This is a genomic window from Pseudomonas sp. GW823-FHT02C05 (assembly GCF_058797595.1).
In genome coordinates this window covers 109931-127248 of sequence record NZ_JBXAJU010000002.1, presented here as the reverse complement: position 1 = coordinate 127248, position 17318 = coordinate 109931, and the positions used below count along the sequence as shown (strand labels likewise).

At 59.1% G+C, this 17318-nt stretch carries 15 protein-coding genes and 1 tRNA gene; 1 reads left to right on the top strand and 15 read right to left on the bottom strand.

The genetic code is table 11. The features are described 5' to 3' along the window. Window positions 1-50: 50 nt before the first annotated feature. The 7 genes from AC1RGE_RS11545 to rlmE form a co-directional block, all read right to left on the bottom strand. Window positions 51-136: transfer RNA gene (locus tag AC1RGE_RS11545), tRNA-Leu, on the bottom strand. Between the two features lie 29 nt (window positions 137-165). Beyond that, entirely contained in the window at window positions 166-549 is a 384-nt protein-coding gene (secG, locus tag AC1RGE_RS11540; RefSeq protein WP_015634120.1) for a preprotein translocase subunit SecG, read from the bottom strand. A 4-nt stretch (window positions 550-553) separates the two neighbouring features. Further along, the gene (gene tpiA / locus AC1RGE_RS11535; protein ID WP_015634119.1) at window positions 554-1309 is read right to left on the bottom strand and encodes a triose-phosphate isomerase; all 756 of its coding nucleotides are present in this window, start codon (window positions 1307-1309) and stop codon (window positions 554-556) included. Between the two features lie 66 nt (window positions 1310-1375). Next, window positions 1376-2713 (bottom strand): phosphoglucosamine mutase, encoded by a 1338-nt coding sequence (gene glmM, locus AC1RGE_RS11530; RefSeq protein WP_492584326.1) that lies wholly within the window; start codon window positions 2711-2713, stop codon window positions 1376-1378. Between the two features lie 16 nt (window positions 2714-2729). Further along, window positions 2730-3581, bottom strand: a complete 852-nt coding sequence (gene folP / locus AC1RGE_RS11525; protein ID WP_169893953.1) for a dihydropteroate synthase — start codon at window positions 3579-3581, stop codon at window positions 2730-2732. A gap of 8 nt (window positions 3582-3589) precedes the next feature. Continuing rightward, complete coding sequence (gene ftsH / locus AC1RGE_RS11520) at window positions 3590-5494, bottom strand: ATP-dependent zinc metalloprotease FtsH (RefSeq protein WP_011059197.1); 1905 nt, start codon at window positions 5492-5494, stop codon at window positions 3590-3592. Between the two features lie 201 nt (window positions 5495-5695). Continuing rightward, a complete protein-coding gene (rlmE, locus tag AC1RGE_RS11515) occupies window positions 5696-6325 on the bottom strand; it encodes a 23S rRNA (uridine(2552)-2'-O)-methyltransferase RlmE (protein WP_011059196.1) in 630 nt (209 codons plus the stop codon). A 104-nt stretch (window positions 6326-6429) separates the two neighbouring features. On the opposite strand from rlmE, the gene AC1RGE_RS11510 reads away from it, so the two are divergent. Further along, entirely contained in the window at window positions 6430-6738 is a 309-nt protein-coding gene (locus AC1RGE_RS11510; RefSeq protein ID WP_015634115.1) for a YhbY family RNA-binding protein, read from the top strand. Window positions 6739-6750: 12 nt separating this feature from the next. Here AC1RGE_RS11510 and AC1RGE_RS11505 read toward each other — a convergent pair whose 3' ends face one another. The 8 genes from AC1RGE_RS11505 to grpE form a co-directional block, all read right to left on the bottom strand. Beyond that, entirely contained in the window at window positions 6751-7155 is a 405-nt protein-coding gene (locus tag AC1RGE_RS11505; RefSeq protein WP_011059194.1) for a hypothetical protein, read from the bottom strand. A gap of 28 nt (window positions 7156-7183) precedes the next feature. Continuing rightward, a complete protein-coding gene (gene greA, locus AC1RGE_RS11500; RefSeq protein WP_011059193.1) occupies window positions 7184-7660 on the bottom strand; it encodes a transcription elongation factor GreA in 477 nt (158 codons plus the stop codon). After that, entirely contained in the window at window positions 7657-10878 is a 3222-nt protein-coding gene (gene carB, locus AC1RGE_RS11495; RefSeq protein ID WP_492584324.1) for a carbamoyl-phosphate synthase large subunit, read from the bottom strand. Before carB ends, greA begins: the two co-directional genes overlap by 4 nt. A 129-nt stretch (window positions 10879-11007) precedes the next feature. Then, window positions 11008-12144 (bottom strand): glutamine-hydrolyzing carbamoyl-phosphate synthase small subunit, encoded by a 1137-nt coding sequence (gene carA, locus AC1RGE_RS11490; protein WP_011059191.1) that lies wholly within the window; start codon window positions 12142-12144, stop codon window positions 11008-11010. 258 nt (window positions 12145-12402) lie between these two features. Further along, complete coding sequence (gene dapB / locus AC1RGE_RS11485) at window positions 12403-13209, bottom strand: 4-hydroxy-tetrahydrodipicolinate reductase (RefSeq protein WP_011059190.1); 807 nt, start codon at window positions 13207-13209, stop codon at window positions 12403-12405. Between the two features lie 10 nt (window positions 13210-13219). Further along, complete coding sequence (dnaJ, locus tag AC1RGE_RS11480) at window positions 13220-14344, bottom strand: molecular chaperone DnaJ (protein ID WP_011059189.1); 1125 nt, start codon at window positions 14342-14344, stop codon at window positions 13220-13222. Between the two features lie 322 nt (window positions 14345-14666). Further along, window positions 14667-16583, bottom strand: a complete 1917-nt coding sequence (gene dnaK, locus AC1RGE_RS11475) for a molecular chaperone DnaK (RefSeq protein WP_011059188.1) — start codon at window positions 16581-16583, stop codon at window positions 14667-14669. 102 nt (window positions 16584-16685) lie between these two features. Continuing rightward, entirely contained in the window at window positions 16686-17252 is a 567-nt protein-coding gene (gene grpE / locus AC1RGE_RS11470; protein ID WP_011059187.1) for a nucleotide exchange factor GrpE, read from the bottom strand. Window positions 17253-17318 lie beyond the last annotated feature (66 nt).

Below are 17318 nucleotides of genomic sequence, written 5' to 3'. Positions count from 1 at the left end.
GTAACCTTCCACCTACAAGAAAGCCCGCAACAGCGGGCTCTCCTGATAATTGGTACCGAGAAGGGGACTCGAACCCCTACACCCTATGGGCACAACCACCTCAAGGTTGCGTGTCTACCAATTCCACCACCTCGGCATAGACTACGTTACTGCGTGAAACTCTTCTTACTTTTGCTCTGGAGCTGGAGGTACGTCAGTCGCGCTGTTGGCCGACTTTTGCTCTTGGAGCACCGGGACATCATCAGAAGCCGGTTTTTGCTTTGGTACTTCAAGCACTGCTGGATCTGGCAAACCTACTTGAGTCAGCTGGTGAGCTTTCTCTTTAGCAAAGTAACCTAACCCCAAGCTGGTTATGAAGAAACCGGCGGCAAGTATAGCAGTAAACTTACTAAGAAAGGTAGAGGAACCTTGGCTTCCGAACACAGTATTTGAAGCACCTGCACCGAAAGACGCGCCAGCATCCGCACCTTTACCCTGCTGCAGCAAAACCAGAGCAACTACGCCCAGGGCACCCAGCAGATGAAAAACGACTACGACTGTTTCCAGCATTTTTTCAGTTTCCCGCGGCGCGACAGATCGCACCGAACTCATCTGCATTCAGGGAAGCTCCACCAATGAGCCCCCCATCGATATCCGGCATGCCGAACAGTTCGACCGCATTGGCCGCCTTCACGCTGCCGCCGTATAGAAGCCGCACACCTCGTGCCACTTCAGAATTTTCTGCCGCCAACTGCGCGCGGATAGCTGCGTGCACATCCTGCGCCTGCTGCGGTGTCGCAGTCAGCCCGGTACCAATGGCCCAGACCGGCTCGTAAGCGATAACAGCATTGGCGAACGCACCAACACCCAACTCTTCGATGATGCTGCCCAGCTGACGCCCGACAACCTCTAGAGTCTTCCCGGCTTCGCGCTGCTCGAGGGTCTCCCCTACACACAGAACCGGCTTCAAGCCACAGGCCTGCGCCGCTGCGAACTTGCGATTGAGAGTCGCGTCACGCTCACCCATGATCAGGCGGCGCTCGGAGTGCCCAACCAGCACCAGGGAACAACCTGCATCCACCAACTGACTCGGGGCGATCTCACCCGTCAATGCACCTTGCATGGATTCCACCGCAGAGTTCTGCGCGCCGACCTGAATCGACTTACCCTTCAAGCCATCAATCACTTGATTGATATGCAAGCAAGGCGGGAATACCGCGACATCAACACCGCTTGGCAAGGCCAGATGACGAAGGCCGTTGATCAGCTCAGCGACGCTGGCGCGGGTACCGTGCATCTTCCAGTTACCAGCTACCATAGGGCGACGCATGCTGTACCTCGTCGGTCAAAGTGGGCGCAGATGTTACCCAACCAAAACAACACTGGCAAGCCGAAATCAGGCAGAAACTTCAGCAACCAGTTTCGCCAGCTCTTCGGCGTAAGCGCGAACCTGAGCTTCGTCGTCGCCTTCAACCATCACGCGCACCAGAGGCTCGGTACCCGACTTGCGCAACAGAACCCGACCACGCCCAGCCATAGCGGCCGTGACACGCTCGCAAGCCTCTTTCACCGCAGGATGCTCGACCGGGTTCTCACCGCCGCCAAAGCGCACATTGACCAGCACCTGAGGACACTTGCGCAACCCCTGACGGGACTGGGCCAGGCTTTCACCACGAGCCTTGAGCGCCATCAGCACCTGCAGTGCGGCAATGATCGCATCACCGGTAGTAGCATGACGGAAGCACACGATGTGCCCGGAGTTTTCGCCACCTACCAGCCAATTGCGCTCCAAAAGCTCGGCGATCACATAACGGTCACCGACGTTGGCCCGGACAAAGGGGATACCCAAATCCGCCAGGGCCAGCTCCAGCCCCAGATTGCTCATGAGCGTTCCGACCACGCCGCCATGCAGCTTGTCACGCTCATGCAGGTCGCGAGCGATGATGAACAGCAGCTCGTCACCGTCCACGATCGCACCAGTCTGATCGACCATCAGCACCCGGTCACCATCGCCATCAAAGGCAATTCCCAGGTCCGCATGCTCGGCCAGGACCGCCGCCTGCAATTGCGACATATGAGTCGAACCGCAGTTCTCGTTGATGTTCAAGCCATTAGGCTGCGCAGACAGAACCGTGACTTGTGCGCCCAACTCGCGGAATACACTCGGCGCGACCTTGTAGGTGGCACCGTGAGCGCAGTCCAGGACGACCTTCAAGCCGGCAAAACTGGTGCTCGATGGTACGCTGCTTTTGCAGAACTCAATGTAGCGTCCTGATGCGTCGTTGATCCGCGACACCTTGCCAAGCTTGCTCGACTCGACCACGGTCATCGGCGCATCCAGCAACTCCTCGATCATCAGCTCGACCTCGTCAGGCAGTTTGGTGCCTTCGCCCGAGAAGAACTTGATGCCATTGTCATCATGAGGATTGTGCGAGGCACTGATAACGATCCCCGCCTCCGCATGGAAAGTACGCGTCAGGTAAGCAATGGCCGGAGTCGGCATCGGCCCAAGGAGCATCACATCGGCACCGGCTGCAGACAACCCGGCCTCCAGTGCAGACTCGAACATGTACCCGGAGATACGTGTGTCCTTGCCCACCAGCACGCGGCAGGCGCCCATGCTGCGAAATGCCATGCCGGCGGCCCAGCCGAGCTTGAGCATGAAATCAGGAGTGATAGGGAATTCGCCTACACGGCCGCGGATGCCGTCGGTGCCAAAGTATTTTTTAGTCATAAGTACTCCATCATTCTTATTCGGCGGATTCCACTGCCGCAATCATTCGCACCACATCCACGGTCTCGGCGACATCATGGACACGGATAATTTTCGCGCCCTTGGCCACTGCCAGGGCCGCTAGCGCCAGACTGCCGTGCAATCGCTCACCTACGGGGCGATTCAAGGCCTGGCCAATCATGCTCTTGCGCGACACCCCAACCAACAACGGGCGCCCAAGTGCATGCAAGGCATCCATATGCTTGAACAGGCTCAGGTTGTGTTGCAGGGTCTTGGCAAAGCCAAAGCCCGGATCGAGCACAATCCGCTCTGGACCGATGCCCACTGACGCACACTGGGCCATGCGCTCAACCAGGAACTCGGCAACCTCTCGGGTCACGTCCTGATAATGCGGGTTGTCCTGCATATCACCGGGCTCACCCAGCATGTGCATCAGACACACCGGCAAGCCAGTGGCCGCCGCCGCATCCAGGGCACCCTCCCGGCGCAATGAACGAACGTCATTGATCAGCCCTGCGCCGAGGCGAGCGGTTTCACGCATCACCGCCGGTGTCGAGGTATCAACAGAAATGATCACATCCAACTCACGGTGGATGCGCTCGACCACAGGCGCGACTCGCTCCAACTCCTCCAGCGGCGATACCGCACGGGCACCCGGGCGAGTGGATTCGCCACCGACATCAATCAGCGTAGCACCGGCCGCAACCATGGCCTCGGCATGCTGCAAAGCCAGATCAAGCTGGCTGAAGCGGCCACCATCAGAGAAGGAGTCGGGAGTTACATTCAAGATGCCCATGACATGTGCATGGGCCAAATCAAGAACCCGGTTGCCGCAAGGCAACCGGGTGGAGGAAGGAACAGAAGTCATTTAAAACCTTAGTGGTCGGCTGCTGGGCCGCCAATGGGTGTTTCCGGACGCTCATTCTGCACTACTGGAGGAGGAGTACCCGAGCCGCCCTCCCAATCACGAGGTTCGCGTGGAGTACGCCCTGCCATGATGTCGTCGATCTGATCGGCGTCGATGGTTTCGTACTTCATCAGGGCGTCTGCCATGGCGTCCAGCTTGTCGCGGTTGTCCGTCAGGATCTGCTTGGCGGTGCCGTAGCACTGATCGATGATGCTGCGCACCTCGGAGTCGATCAGTTTCGCCGTTTCCGCAGACAGGCTCGCATGCTGGCTACCCGCGCTGCGCCCCAGGAACACCTCACCCTCTTCTTCGGCATACATCAGCGGACCAAGCTTCTCGGAAAGACCCCATTTGGTCACCATGTTCCGCGCAATCTGGCTGGCACGCATGATGTCGTTGGAGGCGCCGGTGGTCACGCCGTCGAAGCCAAGGGTCATTTCTTCGGCGATACGACCGCCGTAGAGCGAGCAGATCTGGCTGATCAAGGCACGCTTGGAGAGGCTGTAACGATCTTCTTCCGGCAGGAACATGGTGACACCCAAGGCCCGGCCGCGAGGAATGATCGACACCTTGTAGACCGGGTCATGCTCGGGCACGACACGACCAACAATGGCGTGGCCAGCTTCGTGATAAGCCGTGTTCTGCTTCTCTTTTTCGGACATGACCATGGATTTGCGCTCCGCGCCCATCATGATCTTGTCCTTGGCCAGTTCGAATTCCTTCATTTCAACGATGCGCTTGCCGGTACGCGCCGCAAACAGCGAGGCCTCGTTGACCAGGTTCGCCAGGTCGGCACCGGAGAAACCCGGGGTACCGCGGGCGATTACCGCAGGTGCGACGTCGTCGCCCATTGGCACTTTACGCATGTGCACCTTGAGAATCTGTTCGCGACCGCGAATGTCCGGCAGGCCAACCACGACCTGACGGTCGAAACGGCCCGGACGCAGCAAGGCCGGGTCCAGTACGTCAGGACGGTTGGTCGCGGCGATCACGATAATGCCGTCGTTCATTTCGAAGCCATCCATCTCAACCAGCAACTGGTTGAGGGTCTGCTCACGCTCATCATGACCGCCGCCCATGCCGGCGCCACGGTGACGACCGACGGCGTCGATCTCGTCGATGAAGATGATGCAAGGAGCATGCTTCTTGGCTTGCTCGAACATGTCACGGACGCGGCTGGCACCCACACCGACGAACATCTCGACGAAGTCGGAACCGGAAATGGTGAAGAACGGCACCTTGGCTTCACCAGCGATGGCTTTGGCCAGCAACGTCTTACCGGTACCTGGTGGGCCCACCATCAACACGCCGCGAGGAATACGACCGCCCAGACGCTGGAACTTGCCTGGGTCGCGGAGGAATTCAACCAACTCACCTACTTCCTCCTTGGCCTCGTCGCAACCGGCAACGTCAGCCAAGGTAGTTTTCACCTGATCTTCAGACAGCAAGCGCGCCTTGCTCTTGCCGAAACTCATCGGCCCGCCCTTGCCTCCGGCACCACCCTGCATCTGGCGCATGAAGAACATGAACACCGCGATGATCACCAGGATCGGGAAGCTGGCCACCAGCAGTTGAGTCCAGATGCTTTGCTGTTCAGGCTGCTTGCCTTCGACCACCACGTGGTTGTCCACCAGATCGCCGATCAGGCCATTGTCCTGAATGGCAGGACGAATGGTCTTGAAGCTGTCGCCATCGTTGCGCTTGCCGGTAATCACGTAGCCATCAACCGCTACGCGCTCGACCTTGCCATCCTTAACTTGCTGGATGAAGTCGGAATAGTTGAGGGTCTGCGGCTCGTTAGGGCTGGAGAAGTTGTTCATCACCGTCACCAAGACGGCGGCGATGATCAACCACAGGATCAGATTCTTTGCCATGTCGTTCAATTAACTACCCTCTGAAGCAAGCTCCGCTACTGGCGCGCGCTTCGCATGATATTCACCGGCCTAACTTACTACATTACCTACAGCTCTGGCAGGCGCTGTCTGTAACCCTATGTGAAACTTAGACTACACAATATGCGCTTAATCTGACGGGGCGAAATACGAAAATCCTATCACCCCAGTCAAAACTCTTACTTACTCACTACGACCACGGAAGCCGCGACCCAGCAAGTATTGCTCCCGAGAACGGTCACGAGATGATGACGGTTTGCGCATCTGCACTTTCTCGAACATCTGCCGCACGCTCTTGTGGTACTCATCGAAGCCTTCACCCTGGAAGATCTTGATCAGAAAATCACCACCTGGACGCAAGACCCGACCAGCAAGATCCAGCGCCAACTCGCACAGGAACATCGCTCGCGGCATATCCACGGCTGCTAACCCACTCATATTGGGGGCCATATCGGAAATCACAAGGTCAACTTCAGAATTTCCGACCGCCTCGAGGATCTGCGCCAGTACTGCATCCTCAGTGAAGTCCCCTTGAATAAAGGTCACATCGGGAATGCTGTCCATTTCCAGAATGTCCGAGGCAATCAGGCGCCCCTGGCCACCAATCAGACGACTGGTCACCTGCGACCAGCCACCCGGGGCGGCCCCCAGGTCGATCACACTCATGCCAGGACGGATAAGGCGGTCCTTTTCCTGGATCTCCAGCAGTTTGTAGCTGGCACGGGAACGGTACCCATCTTTTTGCGCCATTTTGACGAATGGGTCGTTGAAGTGCTCTTTCAGCCAGTTATGGCTAGTTTTGGAACGGGCCACGGGCCACCTCAAAATAAAACGGGTCGTGATTAACTGGGCGGTCCCGGACTCGCTCGGGTAAACTGGCCGCCGCTTTTTACAAGATCAGACGCAGGGGTCAGATTATGCCGCTCACTCAAGAGCAGAAGAAACAGTACAAATCCATTGGCCACCATCTGAAACCAGTATTGACTGTGGCTGACAACGGTTTGACCGAAGGTGTATTAGCCGAACTTGAACGCGCCTTGAGCGATCACGAGCTGATCAAGATCAAGCTCAACATCCTCGAGCGCGAGTCGCGCCTGGAAGCCATTGCCCAATTGTGCAAGGCCGGCAAAGCGGATCTGGTGCAGGTCATCGGCAAGATGGCGCTGATCTACCGCAAGAACGCCAAGGTAAACAAGCAATTGTCGAACGTCCATCGTTTCCACTGACGTCGACTCGGGTCAAGGGTGTGCCTGGCGCACCCTGCCACCCCATCCCGGCACTGGCTGCAACACCAGTACCAGCCCGGAAAAACCCAGGACCAGATAGCTGAACAACTGCCAGCGCTGAGCTTCCGGCAACAAGATGCGTACGACGAAATACATCGCACACGCATACATCGCCATCAATAGCAGTTGCCCCCGAATATCCCGCCACAAGCTCCTCAGCCCTTCGGACTGGATCAATACCAGTATCTGCAGGACCAGGCACGCCGCCGAAAAACCTACCAGCAACGCACTGAGCAGTGACGAGATTTCTTCGATCAGTAAGGGGGCAAGGCCAATCTGCCCCAGGGCGGGCAGCAAGCCGAGATGCAACAACCACAAGCCGCCGACCCACAACATCTGGGCCAGCTGCCAAAGCATGGCGCCCGCGTGCAGCGGGCGCCTTCTTTCAGATGTGACGGACTTCGACAATCTCGTACTCGATAACGCCACCAGGCGTTTTGACCGCCACCACATCACCCTCTTCCTTGGCAATCAAGGCGCGAGCGATCGGCGAGCCGACGGAAATTTTACCGAGTTTGATGTCAGCCTCGTCCTCACCCACGATCTGGTAGGTGACGCTTTCGTCAGTTTCGACGTTGGCGATTTCTACCGTGGTGCCAAAGATCACCTTGCCGGTATGGGGAATGGTCGTGACATCGATGACCACCGAGTTCTGCAGGCGGCCTTCAATATCGCGGATCCGCGCCTCTACCATGCCCTGCTGTTCGCGAGCGGCATGGTATTCGGCGTTTTCCTTCAGGTCACCCAACTCGCGGGCCGTACCGATGTCCTGGCTGAGCTTCGGACGCACGACCTTGGTCAGGTGAGCATGCTCTTCTTCCAGGGCGCGCGCGCCCTGGACGGTCATTGGGTATTTATTCATGCCTTCAATCCTGCGTGTAGATCCTGCAAGCGACGCACGGTCTTTTCCGGACCGAACTTCAACGCTTCACAGATAGCTTCGCCAGCAGCAATGGTGGTGGTGCAGTAGATCTTGTGCTGCAAGGCGTTACGACGAATGGAATAAGAGTCAGCAATCGACTGACGGCCTTCGGTGGTGTTGATGATCAGAGTGACTTCGTCGTTCTTGATCATATCGACCACATGCGGACGACCTTCAGTCACCTTGTTCACACGACGCACTTTCAGACCGGCCGCCTCGATCAGCTTGGCGGTGCCCGCAGTAGCGACCACTTCGAAGCCCAAGTTGATCAGATCACGGGCCACGCCTGCAACCAGAGGCTTGTCATCGTCGCGCACGCTGATGAACGCAGTACCGCCGGTCGGCAGCACTTCGCTGGCACCCATCTGGGCCTTGGCAAAGGCTTCGCCGAAGGTGTCGCCCACGCCCATCACCTCGCCGGTGGACTTCATCTCTGGGCCGAGGATCGGGTCGACGCCCGGGAACTTGGCAAACGGGAATACCGCTTCCTTGACGCTGTAGAAGTTCGGAATGATTTCCTTGGTGAAGCCCAGCTCTTTCAGGGTCTTACCGGCCATCACACGAGCAGCGATCATCGCCAAGGAGACACCGATGCACTTGGAAACGAACGGCACGGTCCGGGAAGCGCGCGGGTTCACTTCGATGACGTAGATCTGATCGCCCTGCAGGGCCAGCTGCACGTTCATCAGGCCAACCACACCCAGTTCCAGGGCCATTTTCTTGACCTGTTCGCGCATCTCGTCCTGGATGTGCGCCGGCAGCGAGTACGGCGGCAGCGAGCACGCAGAGTCACCGGAGTGAACGCCAGCCTGCTCGATGTGCTGCATGATGGCGCCGATCACTACGTCGGTGCCGTCGCAGACCGCATCCACGTCCATTTCAATGGCGCAGTTGAGGAAGTGGTCCAGCAGCACCGGGCTGTCGTTGGACACTTGCACCGCTTCGCGCAAGTAGCGCTTGAGCTCATCTTCCTCGTAGACGATTTCCATCGCCCGGCCGCCCAGCACGTAGGACGGACGCACCACCAGCGGGTAACCGATCTTGGCGGCGGCACGAATTGCTTCGTCTTCGCTGCGCACGGTAGCGTTTGGTGGCTGACGCAGGTTCAGGCGTTCGACCATCTGCTGGAAGCGCTCACGGTCTTCGGCGCGGTCGATAGCGTCTGGGCTGGTGCCGATGATCGGCACGCCGGCGGCTTCCAGGGCACGAGCCAGTTTCAGCGGAGTCTGACCGCCGTACTGCACGATCACGCCTTTTGGCTTCTCGACACGGACGATTTCCAGCACGTCTTCCAGGGTCACTGGCTCGAAGTACAGGCGATCCGAAGTGTCGTAGTCGGTAGAAACGGTTTCCGGGTTGCAGTTGACCATGATGGTTTCGTAACCATCGTCGCGCAGCGCCAGGGCGGCGTGTACGCAGCAGTAGTCGAACTCGATGCCCTGGCCGATACGGTTTGGACCACCGCCCAGAATCATGATCTTGTCACGGGTCGAAGGTGCGGCTTCGCACTCTTCTTCATAAGTCGAGTACAGGTACGCGGTGTCGGTGGCGAACTCGGCGGCGCAGGTGTCGACGCGCTTGTAGACCGGGAACACTTCCAGCTTCTGACGATGTGTGCGCAGGTTCTTCTCGGTCACGCCCAGCAACTTGGCCAGACGCTGGTCGGAGAAGCCTTTGCGCTTGAGGCGGAACATCAGGTCGCGGTCGATGGCCGACAGGCCCAGGGTCTTGACCTTCTCTTCTTCCTTGATCAGGTCTTCGATCTGCACCAGGAACCAAGGATCGATCATGTTCATGCCGAAGATCTGCTCGACGGTCATGCCAGCACGGAAGGCATCAGCCACGTACCAGATACGCTCGGCGCCGGGCACGGTCAGTTCGCGCTTGAGCACGTTCATGCTTTCCGGACTGCTCAGGTCGAGCTTGGGATCCAGGCCGCAAACGCCCACTTCCAGACCGCGCAGGGCTTTCTGCAGGGATTCCTGGAAGGTCCGACCGATGGCCATGACCTCACCCACCGACTTCATCTGGGTGGTCAGGCGCGCGTCGGCCTTGGAGAACTTCTCGAAGGCGAAGCGTGGCAGCTTGGTCACGACGTAGTCGATGGACGGTTCGAAGGACGCCGGGGTCTTGCCGCCGGTAATATCGTTGGACAGCTCGTCCAGGGTGTAGCCGACAGCCAGCTTGGCCGCAACCTTGGCGATCGGGAAACCGGTGGCTTTCGAAGCCAGCGCCGAGGAACGGGACACCCGCGGGTTCATCTCGATCACGACCATGCGGCCGGTGTTCGGGCAGATGCCGAACTGCACGTTGGAACCGCCGGTTTCCACGCCGATCTCACGCAGTACCGCCAGGGAGGCGTTACGCAGGATCTGGTATTCCTTGTCGGTCAGGGTCTGTGCCGGAGCCACGGTGATCGAGTCACCGGTGTGCACACCCATCGGGTCGAAGTTTTCGATGGAGCAGACGATGATGCAGTTGTCCTTCTTATCGCGGACCACCTCCATCTCGTACTCTTTCCAGCCGATCAGCGATTCGTCGATCAGCAGTTCCTTGGTCGGCGACAGGTCCAGACCGCGGGCGCAGATCTCTTCGAACTCTTCACGGTTGTAAGCAATACCGCCACCGGTGCCGCCCATGGTGAAGGACGGACGGATGATGCAAGGGAAGCCCAGCTTGTCGAGGACTGCATTGGCCTCTTCCATGCTGTGGGCAATACCGGAACGCGGGCACGCCAGGCCGATGGACTTCATGGCAGCGTCGAAGCGCGAACGGTCTTCAGCCTTGTCGATGGTGTCGGCGTTGGCGCCGATCATCTCTACGCCGAACTTCTCCAGGACGCCTTCACGCTCCAGGTCCAGGGCGCAGTTCAGCGCAGTCTGGCCGCCCATGGTCGGCAGCAGCGCGTCCGGACGCTCTTTCTCGATGATCTTGGCAACGGTCTGCCACTTGATCGGCTCGATGTAGGTGGCGTCGGCCATGGCCGGGTCGGTCATGATGGTGGCCGGGTTGGAGTTCACCAGGATGACCCGGTAGCCCTCTTCGCGCAGGGCCTTGCAAGCCTGGGCGCCGGAGTAGTCGAATTCGCAAGCCTGGCCGATCACGATCGGGCCAGCGCCAAGAATCAGGATGCTTTTAATGTCTGTACGTTTTGGCATGGGTTGTCACTCAAATCCGCAGGTCAGTCGGCAAGCCGTCTTGAACATTCTCTGAGGCGCCTGAGGGGTTCCGCCGGATTTGCCGGGGCCGCCCTCAAGCGCTGCTCGCTACACTTTCAAGGCGAGCGTTTAGCGTCGCTTGGCCATCTCGTTGATGAAGCGGTCGAACAGCGGCGCCACATCGTTCGGGCCCGGGCTGGCTTCCGGGTGGCCCTGGAAGCTGAACGCGCTCTTGTCGGTACGCTCGATACCCTGCAGGGTGCCGTCGAACAGCGACTTGTGGATCGCCCGGACGTTGCCCGGCAGCGTGGCTTCATCCACCGCAAAACCGTGGTTCTGGCTGGTGATCATGACCACGCCGCTGTCCAGGTCCTGGACCGGGTGGTTGGCACCGTGGTGGCCGTGGCCCATTTTCAGGGTCTTGGCACCAGAGGCCAGGGCCAGCAGTTGGTGACCCAGGCAGATACCGAACACCGGAATCTCGGTTTCGAGGATTTCCTTGATCGCCTTGATGGCGTAGTCGCAAGGCTCGGGGTCACCTGGGCCGTTGGACAGGAACACACCGTCAGGCTTGAGAGCCAGCACATCGCTCGCTGGGGTCTGGGCAGGCACCACGGTGACGCGGCAACCGCGCTCCACCAGCATGCGCAGGATATTCAGCTTGACCCCGTAGTCGTAGGCAACCACGTGATACGGCAGCTCGGAAGCCTCGATGGTGGCGTGGCTGTCGGTCTTCAGATCCCAGACAGTCGAACGCCACTCGTAGCTTTCCTTGGTGCTGACGACTTTCGCCAGGTCCATGCCTTTGAGGCCAGGGAAGCCGCGCGCTGCTGCGATCGCCGCTTCTTCGGAAATGTTGTCACCGGCCATGATGCAGCCGTTCTGTGCACCTTTCTCACGCAGGATGCGGGTCAGGCGACGGGTGTCGATACCAGCGATTGCCACCACGTTGTTGGCTTTCAGGTAATCGGACAGAGACAGGGTGTTACGCCAGTTGCTGGCCACCAGCGGCAGGTCACGGATGACGAGGCCAGCCGACCACACACGGTCGGACTCGGCATCTTCCGGCGTGGTGCCGGTGTTGCCGATGTGGGGATAAGTCAGGGTAACGATTTGCTGGGCGTAGGAAGGATCGGTAAGGATTTCCTGATAGCCGGTCATTGCGGTGTTGAACACCACCTCACCAACGGTTTGACCGTCGGCTCCAATGGCTTCGCCACGAAAAATGCTGCCATCAGCAAGGGCGAGTATGGCTGGCTTAGTCAAGAAGACCTCCCGTAAATAGAGCCTGAAAGGGCGATCGCAGGTTGCAAAAAAGCGGAATGACGTATAGACACGTCACCCCGCTTCTTCGTCGAATTATCTGCGCGCTTTTAGTGGACACACTAAAGCTGTAGCTTACAGAAAAAGGCTTTTTCGGTCCACCGCTAATGAGCCCTAAAGGCAGAGGAATGCGACAGGTCATCGCTTGGCGGTTTGAAGCAGGGTCCAAGCATTGCGCTTCAACCCTGCATCAGATGCATCTCAACGCAGATCCAGCACATCCTGCATGTCGTATAGGCCGGCCTCGCGCCCGTCCAGCCACAGCGCGGCACGCACCGCGCCCTTGGCGAAGGTCATGCGACTGGAGGCCTTGTGGGTAATCTCCAGGCGCTCGCCCTCTGTGGCAAACAGCACGGTGTGATCCCCCACCACATCGCCACCACGAACCGTGGCGAAGCCGATGGTTTCACGCTCACGGGCGCCGGTATGGCCTTCACGACCATACACCGCGACCTGCTGCAGATCGCGCCCCAGGGCGCTGGCGATCACCTCACCCATGCGCAGGGCGGTGCCCGATGGCGCATCGATCTTGTGTCGGTGATGCGCCTCGATGATCTCGATATCCGCATCATCACCCAGCACCCGAGCCGCCATATCCAGCAGCTTCAGCGACAGGTTGACCCCAACACTGAAGTTGGCAGCGAAGACGATCGGAATCTCCTTGCCCGCCTCGGCCAGCAATTGCTTTTCCCTGGCACCCAGGCCGGTGGTACCGATCACCATGGCCTTGCCTGCCTTGCGGCAGAACGCCAGGTTCTTGAGCATCACTTCCGGCAAGGTAAAATCGATCAGCACATCGAACTCATCAACCACCTTCTCCAGGCTGTCGGACATCGGCACGCCAAGACGCCCCAGGGATGCCAGCTCACCCGCATCCGCCCCCACCAGAGAACTGCCCGGACGGACGATCGCCGCGGTCAGCCCGGAGAGCGGCGAACGCAGCTGCACGGCCTCGACCAGGGTCTTGCCCATGCGCCCGGCGGCGCCCATCACTGCTATACGTCGCATGCGTTACTCCTTACAGGTCACCGAAGAAGCGCTTGACGCCCTCGAACCAGCCGGTGGTTTTCGGCGAGTGAGAGTTGTCGTCATCCAGCGAACCACGCAACTCTTCCAGCAGCTCGCGCTGACGACGACTCAGGTTCACTGGCGTCTCCACCGCAACCCGGCACATCAGGTCGCCAGCACCGCCGCCACGCACGGGAGCAACGCCCTTGCCACGAATCCGGAACTGCTTGCCGGTCTGAGTTCCTTCGGGAATCTTCAGCTTGACCCGACCATCCAGGGTCGGAATCTCCAGCTCGCCACCCAACGCCGCATCTACGAAGCTGATGGGCACTTCACAGAACAGGTGCTTGCCGTCGCGCTGGAAGATCGCGTGCTCACGCACATTGATCACCACATACAGGTCGCCAGTCGGGCCACCCTGGGTCCCCGCCTCGCCTTCGCCGGACAGGCGAATACGGTCGCCGGTATCGACACCTGCCGGCACTTTCACCGACAGCGTCTTGTACTCTTCGACCCGACCTTCGCCGTGGCACGAATCGCACGGATCGGAAATGATCTTGCCCTGGCCATGGCAGCGCGGGCAGGTCTGCTGCACCGAGAAGAAACCCTGCTGCATGCGCACCTGACCAATACCGCCACAGGTCGGACAAGTGACAGGGGAAGACCCCTTCTTGGCGCCCGAACCATCGCATGGCTTGCAGTTGACCAGTGTCGGCACACGGATATTCACCGTGGTGCCACGCACCGCCTCTTCCAGGTTCAACTCCAGGGTGTAACGCAGGTCGCTGCCGCGTTGCGCACCGCCACGGGAACCGCCCCGACCGCCACCGAAGAAATCACTGAACACGTCACCGAAGATATCGGAGAAGTTCTGCCCGCCGAAGCCGCCCCCCCCGCCACCCATGCTCGGGTCGACACCAGCGTGGCCGTACTGGTCATACGCGGCACGCTTGCTGGAATCGGACAGTACTTCGTAGGCCTCGTTGGCCTCCTTGAACATGTCTTCCGACGCTTTGTCGCCGGGATTACGGTCCGGGTGATGCTTCATCGCCAAGCGACGGTAAGCCTTTTTCAGCTCCGCATCGCTGGAGCCACGCTCCACACCCAACACTTCGTAATAGTCACGCTTTGCCATAAGTCTTTGCACTCTTAAGGACGTCCGGCAAACCCTCCTGAGCTCTGCCAAACTCGCTGAGCCCCAATACAGGCCCGGACCCAACTCACGTCAATTCAACGATCCTGGTCTTGGAAAGCCAACCCGGTTGCGGGCCGACCATTGCGGTCATCACAGCCGGAAAGCAGGAGCTTCTCCGACCCGACCGCCAGCGCACAAACGGAGCTTGTACGCCGTCAAAATTTCGCTGACTCCAGACACGCCAACGCGGGAGCAAGCTCCCGCGCGGCGACATCCTACCAGTCACCGCCCAAAGGCAGTCAACCGGCCGACCAACAAGCCATTACTTGTGGTCTTTTACTTCTTCGAACTCGGCGTCGACGACATCGTCGGCTTTTTCAGCGGACTCGGCGTGCGGTGCCGCGCCTTCTGCAGGCTGGGCCTGTTCGGCGTACATCTTCTGGGCAACCGGGGCCGAGACTTTCGACAGCTCTTCGACCTTGGCGTCGATGGCGGCCTTGTCGTCGCCTTTGACGGCAGCTTCCAGGGCAACCACGGCGGCTTCGATTGCGGTTTTCTCTTCCGCGGTCACTTTGTCACCGGCGTCAGCCACCATCTTGCGAGTCGAGTGCACCAGCGCATCACCCTGGTTACGGGCGGTGGCCAGTTCTTCGAACTTGCGATCCTCTTCCGAGTTGGCCTCAGCGTCACGGATCATCTGCTGGATCTCCTCATCCGACAGACCCGAGTTGGCCTTGATCACGATCGACTGAGTCTTGCCGGTAGCCTTGTCCTTCGCACCTACGTGCAGGATGCCGTTGGCGTCGATGTCGAAGGTCACTTCGATCTGCGGCACGCCACGTGGAGCTGGTGGAATGTCGGCCAGGTCGAACTTGCCCAGGGACTTGTTCTGCGCGGCTTGCTTGCGCTCGCCCTGCAGGACGTGAATGGTCACTGCGCCCTGGTTGTCGTCGGCAGTCGAGAACACTTGGGATTTCTTGGTAGGAATCGTGGTGTTTTTCTCGATCAGCGCGGTCATCACGCCACCCATGGTTTCGATACCCAGGGTCAGCGGGCTGACGTCCAGCAGCAGTACGTCTTTCACGTCGCCGGCCAGTACCGCACCCTGGATGGCAGCACCCATGGCAACAGCTTCGTCCGGGTTGACGTCCTTGCGGGCTTCCTTACCGAAGAAGTCGGTTACGGTCTTCTGTACCAGCGGCATACGGGTCTGGCCGCCGACCAGGATCACGTCGTTGATCGAACCCACGTCGATACCGGCGTCTTTGAGCGCGATACGGCAAGGCTCGATGGTGCGCTGAACCAGGTCTTCAACCAGCGACTCCAGCTTGGCGCGGGAAATCTTCACGTTCAGGTGCTTAGGACCGGTGGCATCTGCAGTGATGTACGGCAGGTTGACGTCGGTCTGCTGGCTCGAGGACAGCTCGATCTTGGCTTTCTCGGCAGCTTCTTTCAGGCGCTGCATGGCCAGCGGGTCACCCTTGAGGTTCATGCCGCTTTCTTTCTTGAACTCATCAACCAGGTAGTCGATCAAGCGGATGTCGAAGTCTTCACCACCGAGGAAGGTGTCACCGTTGGTGGCCAGCACTTCGAACTGGTGCTCGCCATCGACTTCAGCGATTTCGATCACCGAAACGTCGAAAGTACCACCGCCCAGGTCGTAAACGATCACGGTGTGATCGCCCTTGGCCTTGTCCATACCGTAGGCCAGAGCGGCTGCGGTTGGTTCGTTGATGATACGTTTGACGTCCAGGCCTGCGATGCGGCCGGCGTCTTTGGTCGCCTGGCGCTGGCTGTCGTTGAAGTAGGCCGGAACAGTGATGACCGCTTCGGTCACGGCTTCGCCGAGGTAGTCTTCGGCGGTCTTCTTCATTTTCTTGAGGATTTCAGCCGAGATTTGTGGCGGAGCCATTTTCTGGCCGTTCACTTCAACCCAGGCGTCGTTGTTGTCAGCCTTGACGATCTTGTAAGGGACCATCTGGATGTCTTTCTGCACAACTTCTTCGTCGAAGCGACGACCGATCAGACGCTTTACTGCGTACAGGGTGTTGTGCGGGTTGGTGACAGCCTGACGCTTGGCCGACTGACCTACCAGGATTTCGCCATCGTTGGCGTACGCGATGATCGACGGCGTGGTACGCGCGCCTTCAGCGTTTTCGATAACTTTTACGTTGCCGTTTTCAAGAATGGAGACGCACGAGTTGGTGGTCCCCAAGTCAATACCGATAATCTTGCCCATGTTAACTCTCCCGAAACTTTGGATTTGGATGCCGCAGCTGTGGTGGCAAACTGCGGTAGCACTTAAACGCTTGACTGATAAATGGGGGCTCTACAGCCGTTTTCAAGCCTTTTCGTCAATCGAAGGCGAAACCGGTGCAGGAGCCTTGCTGACCACGACCATGGCCGGGCGCAGCAGGCGACCGTTGAGCTGGTAGCCCTTCTGGAACACTTTCAGAACACTGTTCGGCTCGACATCCGCGCTTTCCTGCATGGCCATGGCCTGATGCTGTTCAGCGTTGAAGGGTTCGCCGTGTGGATCGATGGCTTCCAGCTGATAACGCTTGAGGGTGTCGTGGAACATCTTCAAGGTCAGCTCGATGCCTTCACGCATCGGGCGGATGCTTTCGTCGTCCGGGTTGGACAGCTCCAGGCCACGCTCCAGGCTGTCGATCACCGGCAGCAGGTCGCCGGCAAACTTCTCCAGCGCGAATTTGTGAGCTTTCTCCACGTCCTGCTCGGCGCGGCGGCGGACGTTCTGCAGATCGGCAGCAACACGCAAAGCCTGATCCTGCGCGCCAGCCAGTTGCTCTTCGAGCACTTGTACACGAGCCGCCAGGTCATCACCCGATGCCTCGGGAGCCTGATTGGCGTCTAGATTTTGCGTATCCAGCGTCTGTTCGTCAGCCATGAAATTCTCCTTTCAATATCGTCTGTGAGCCGGGCTCACTCTTCTGCCCAGCTATATGGGGTCGCA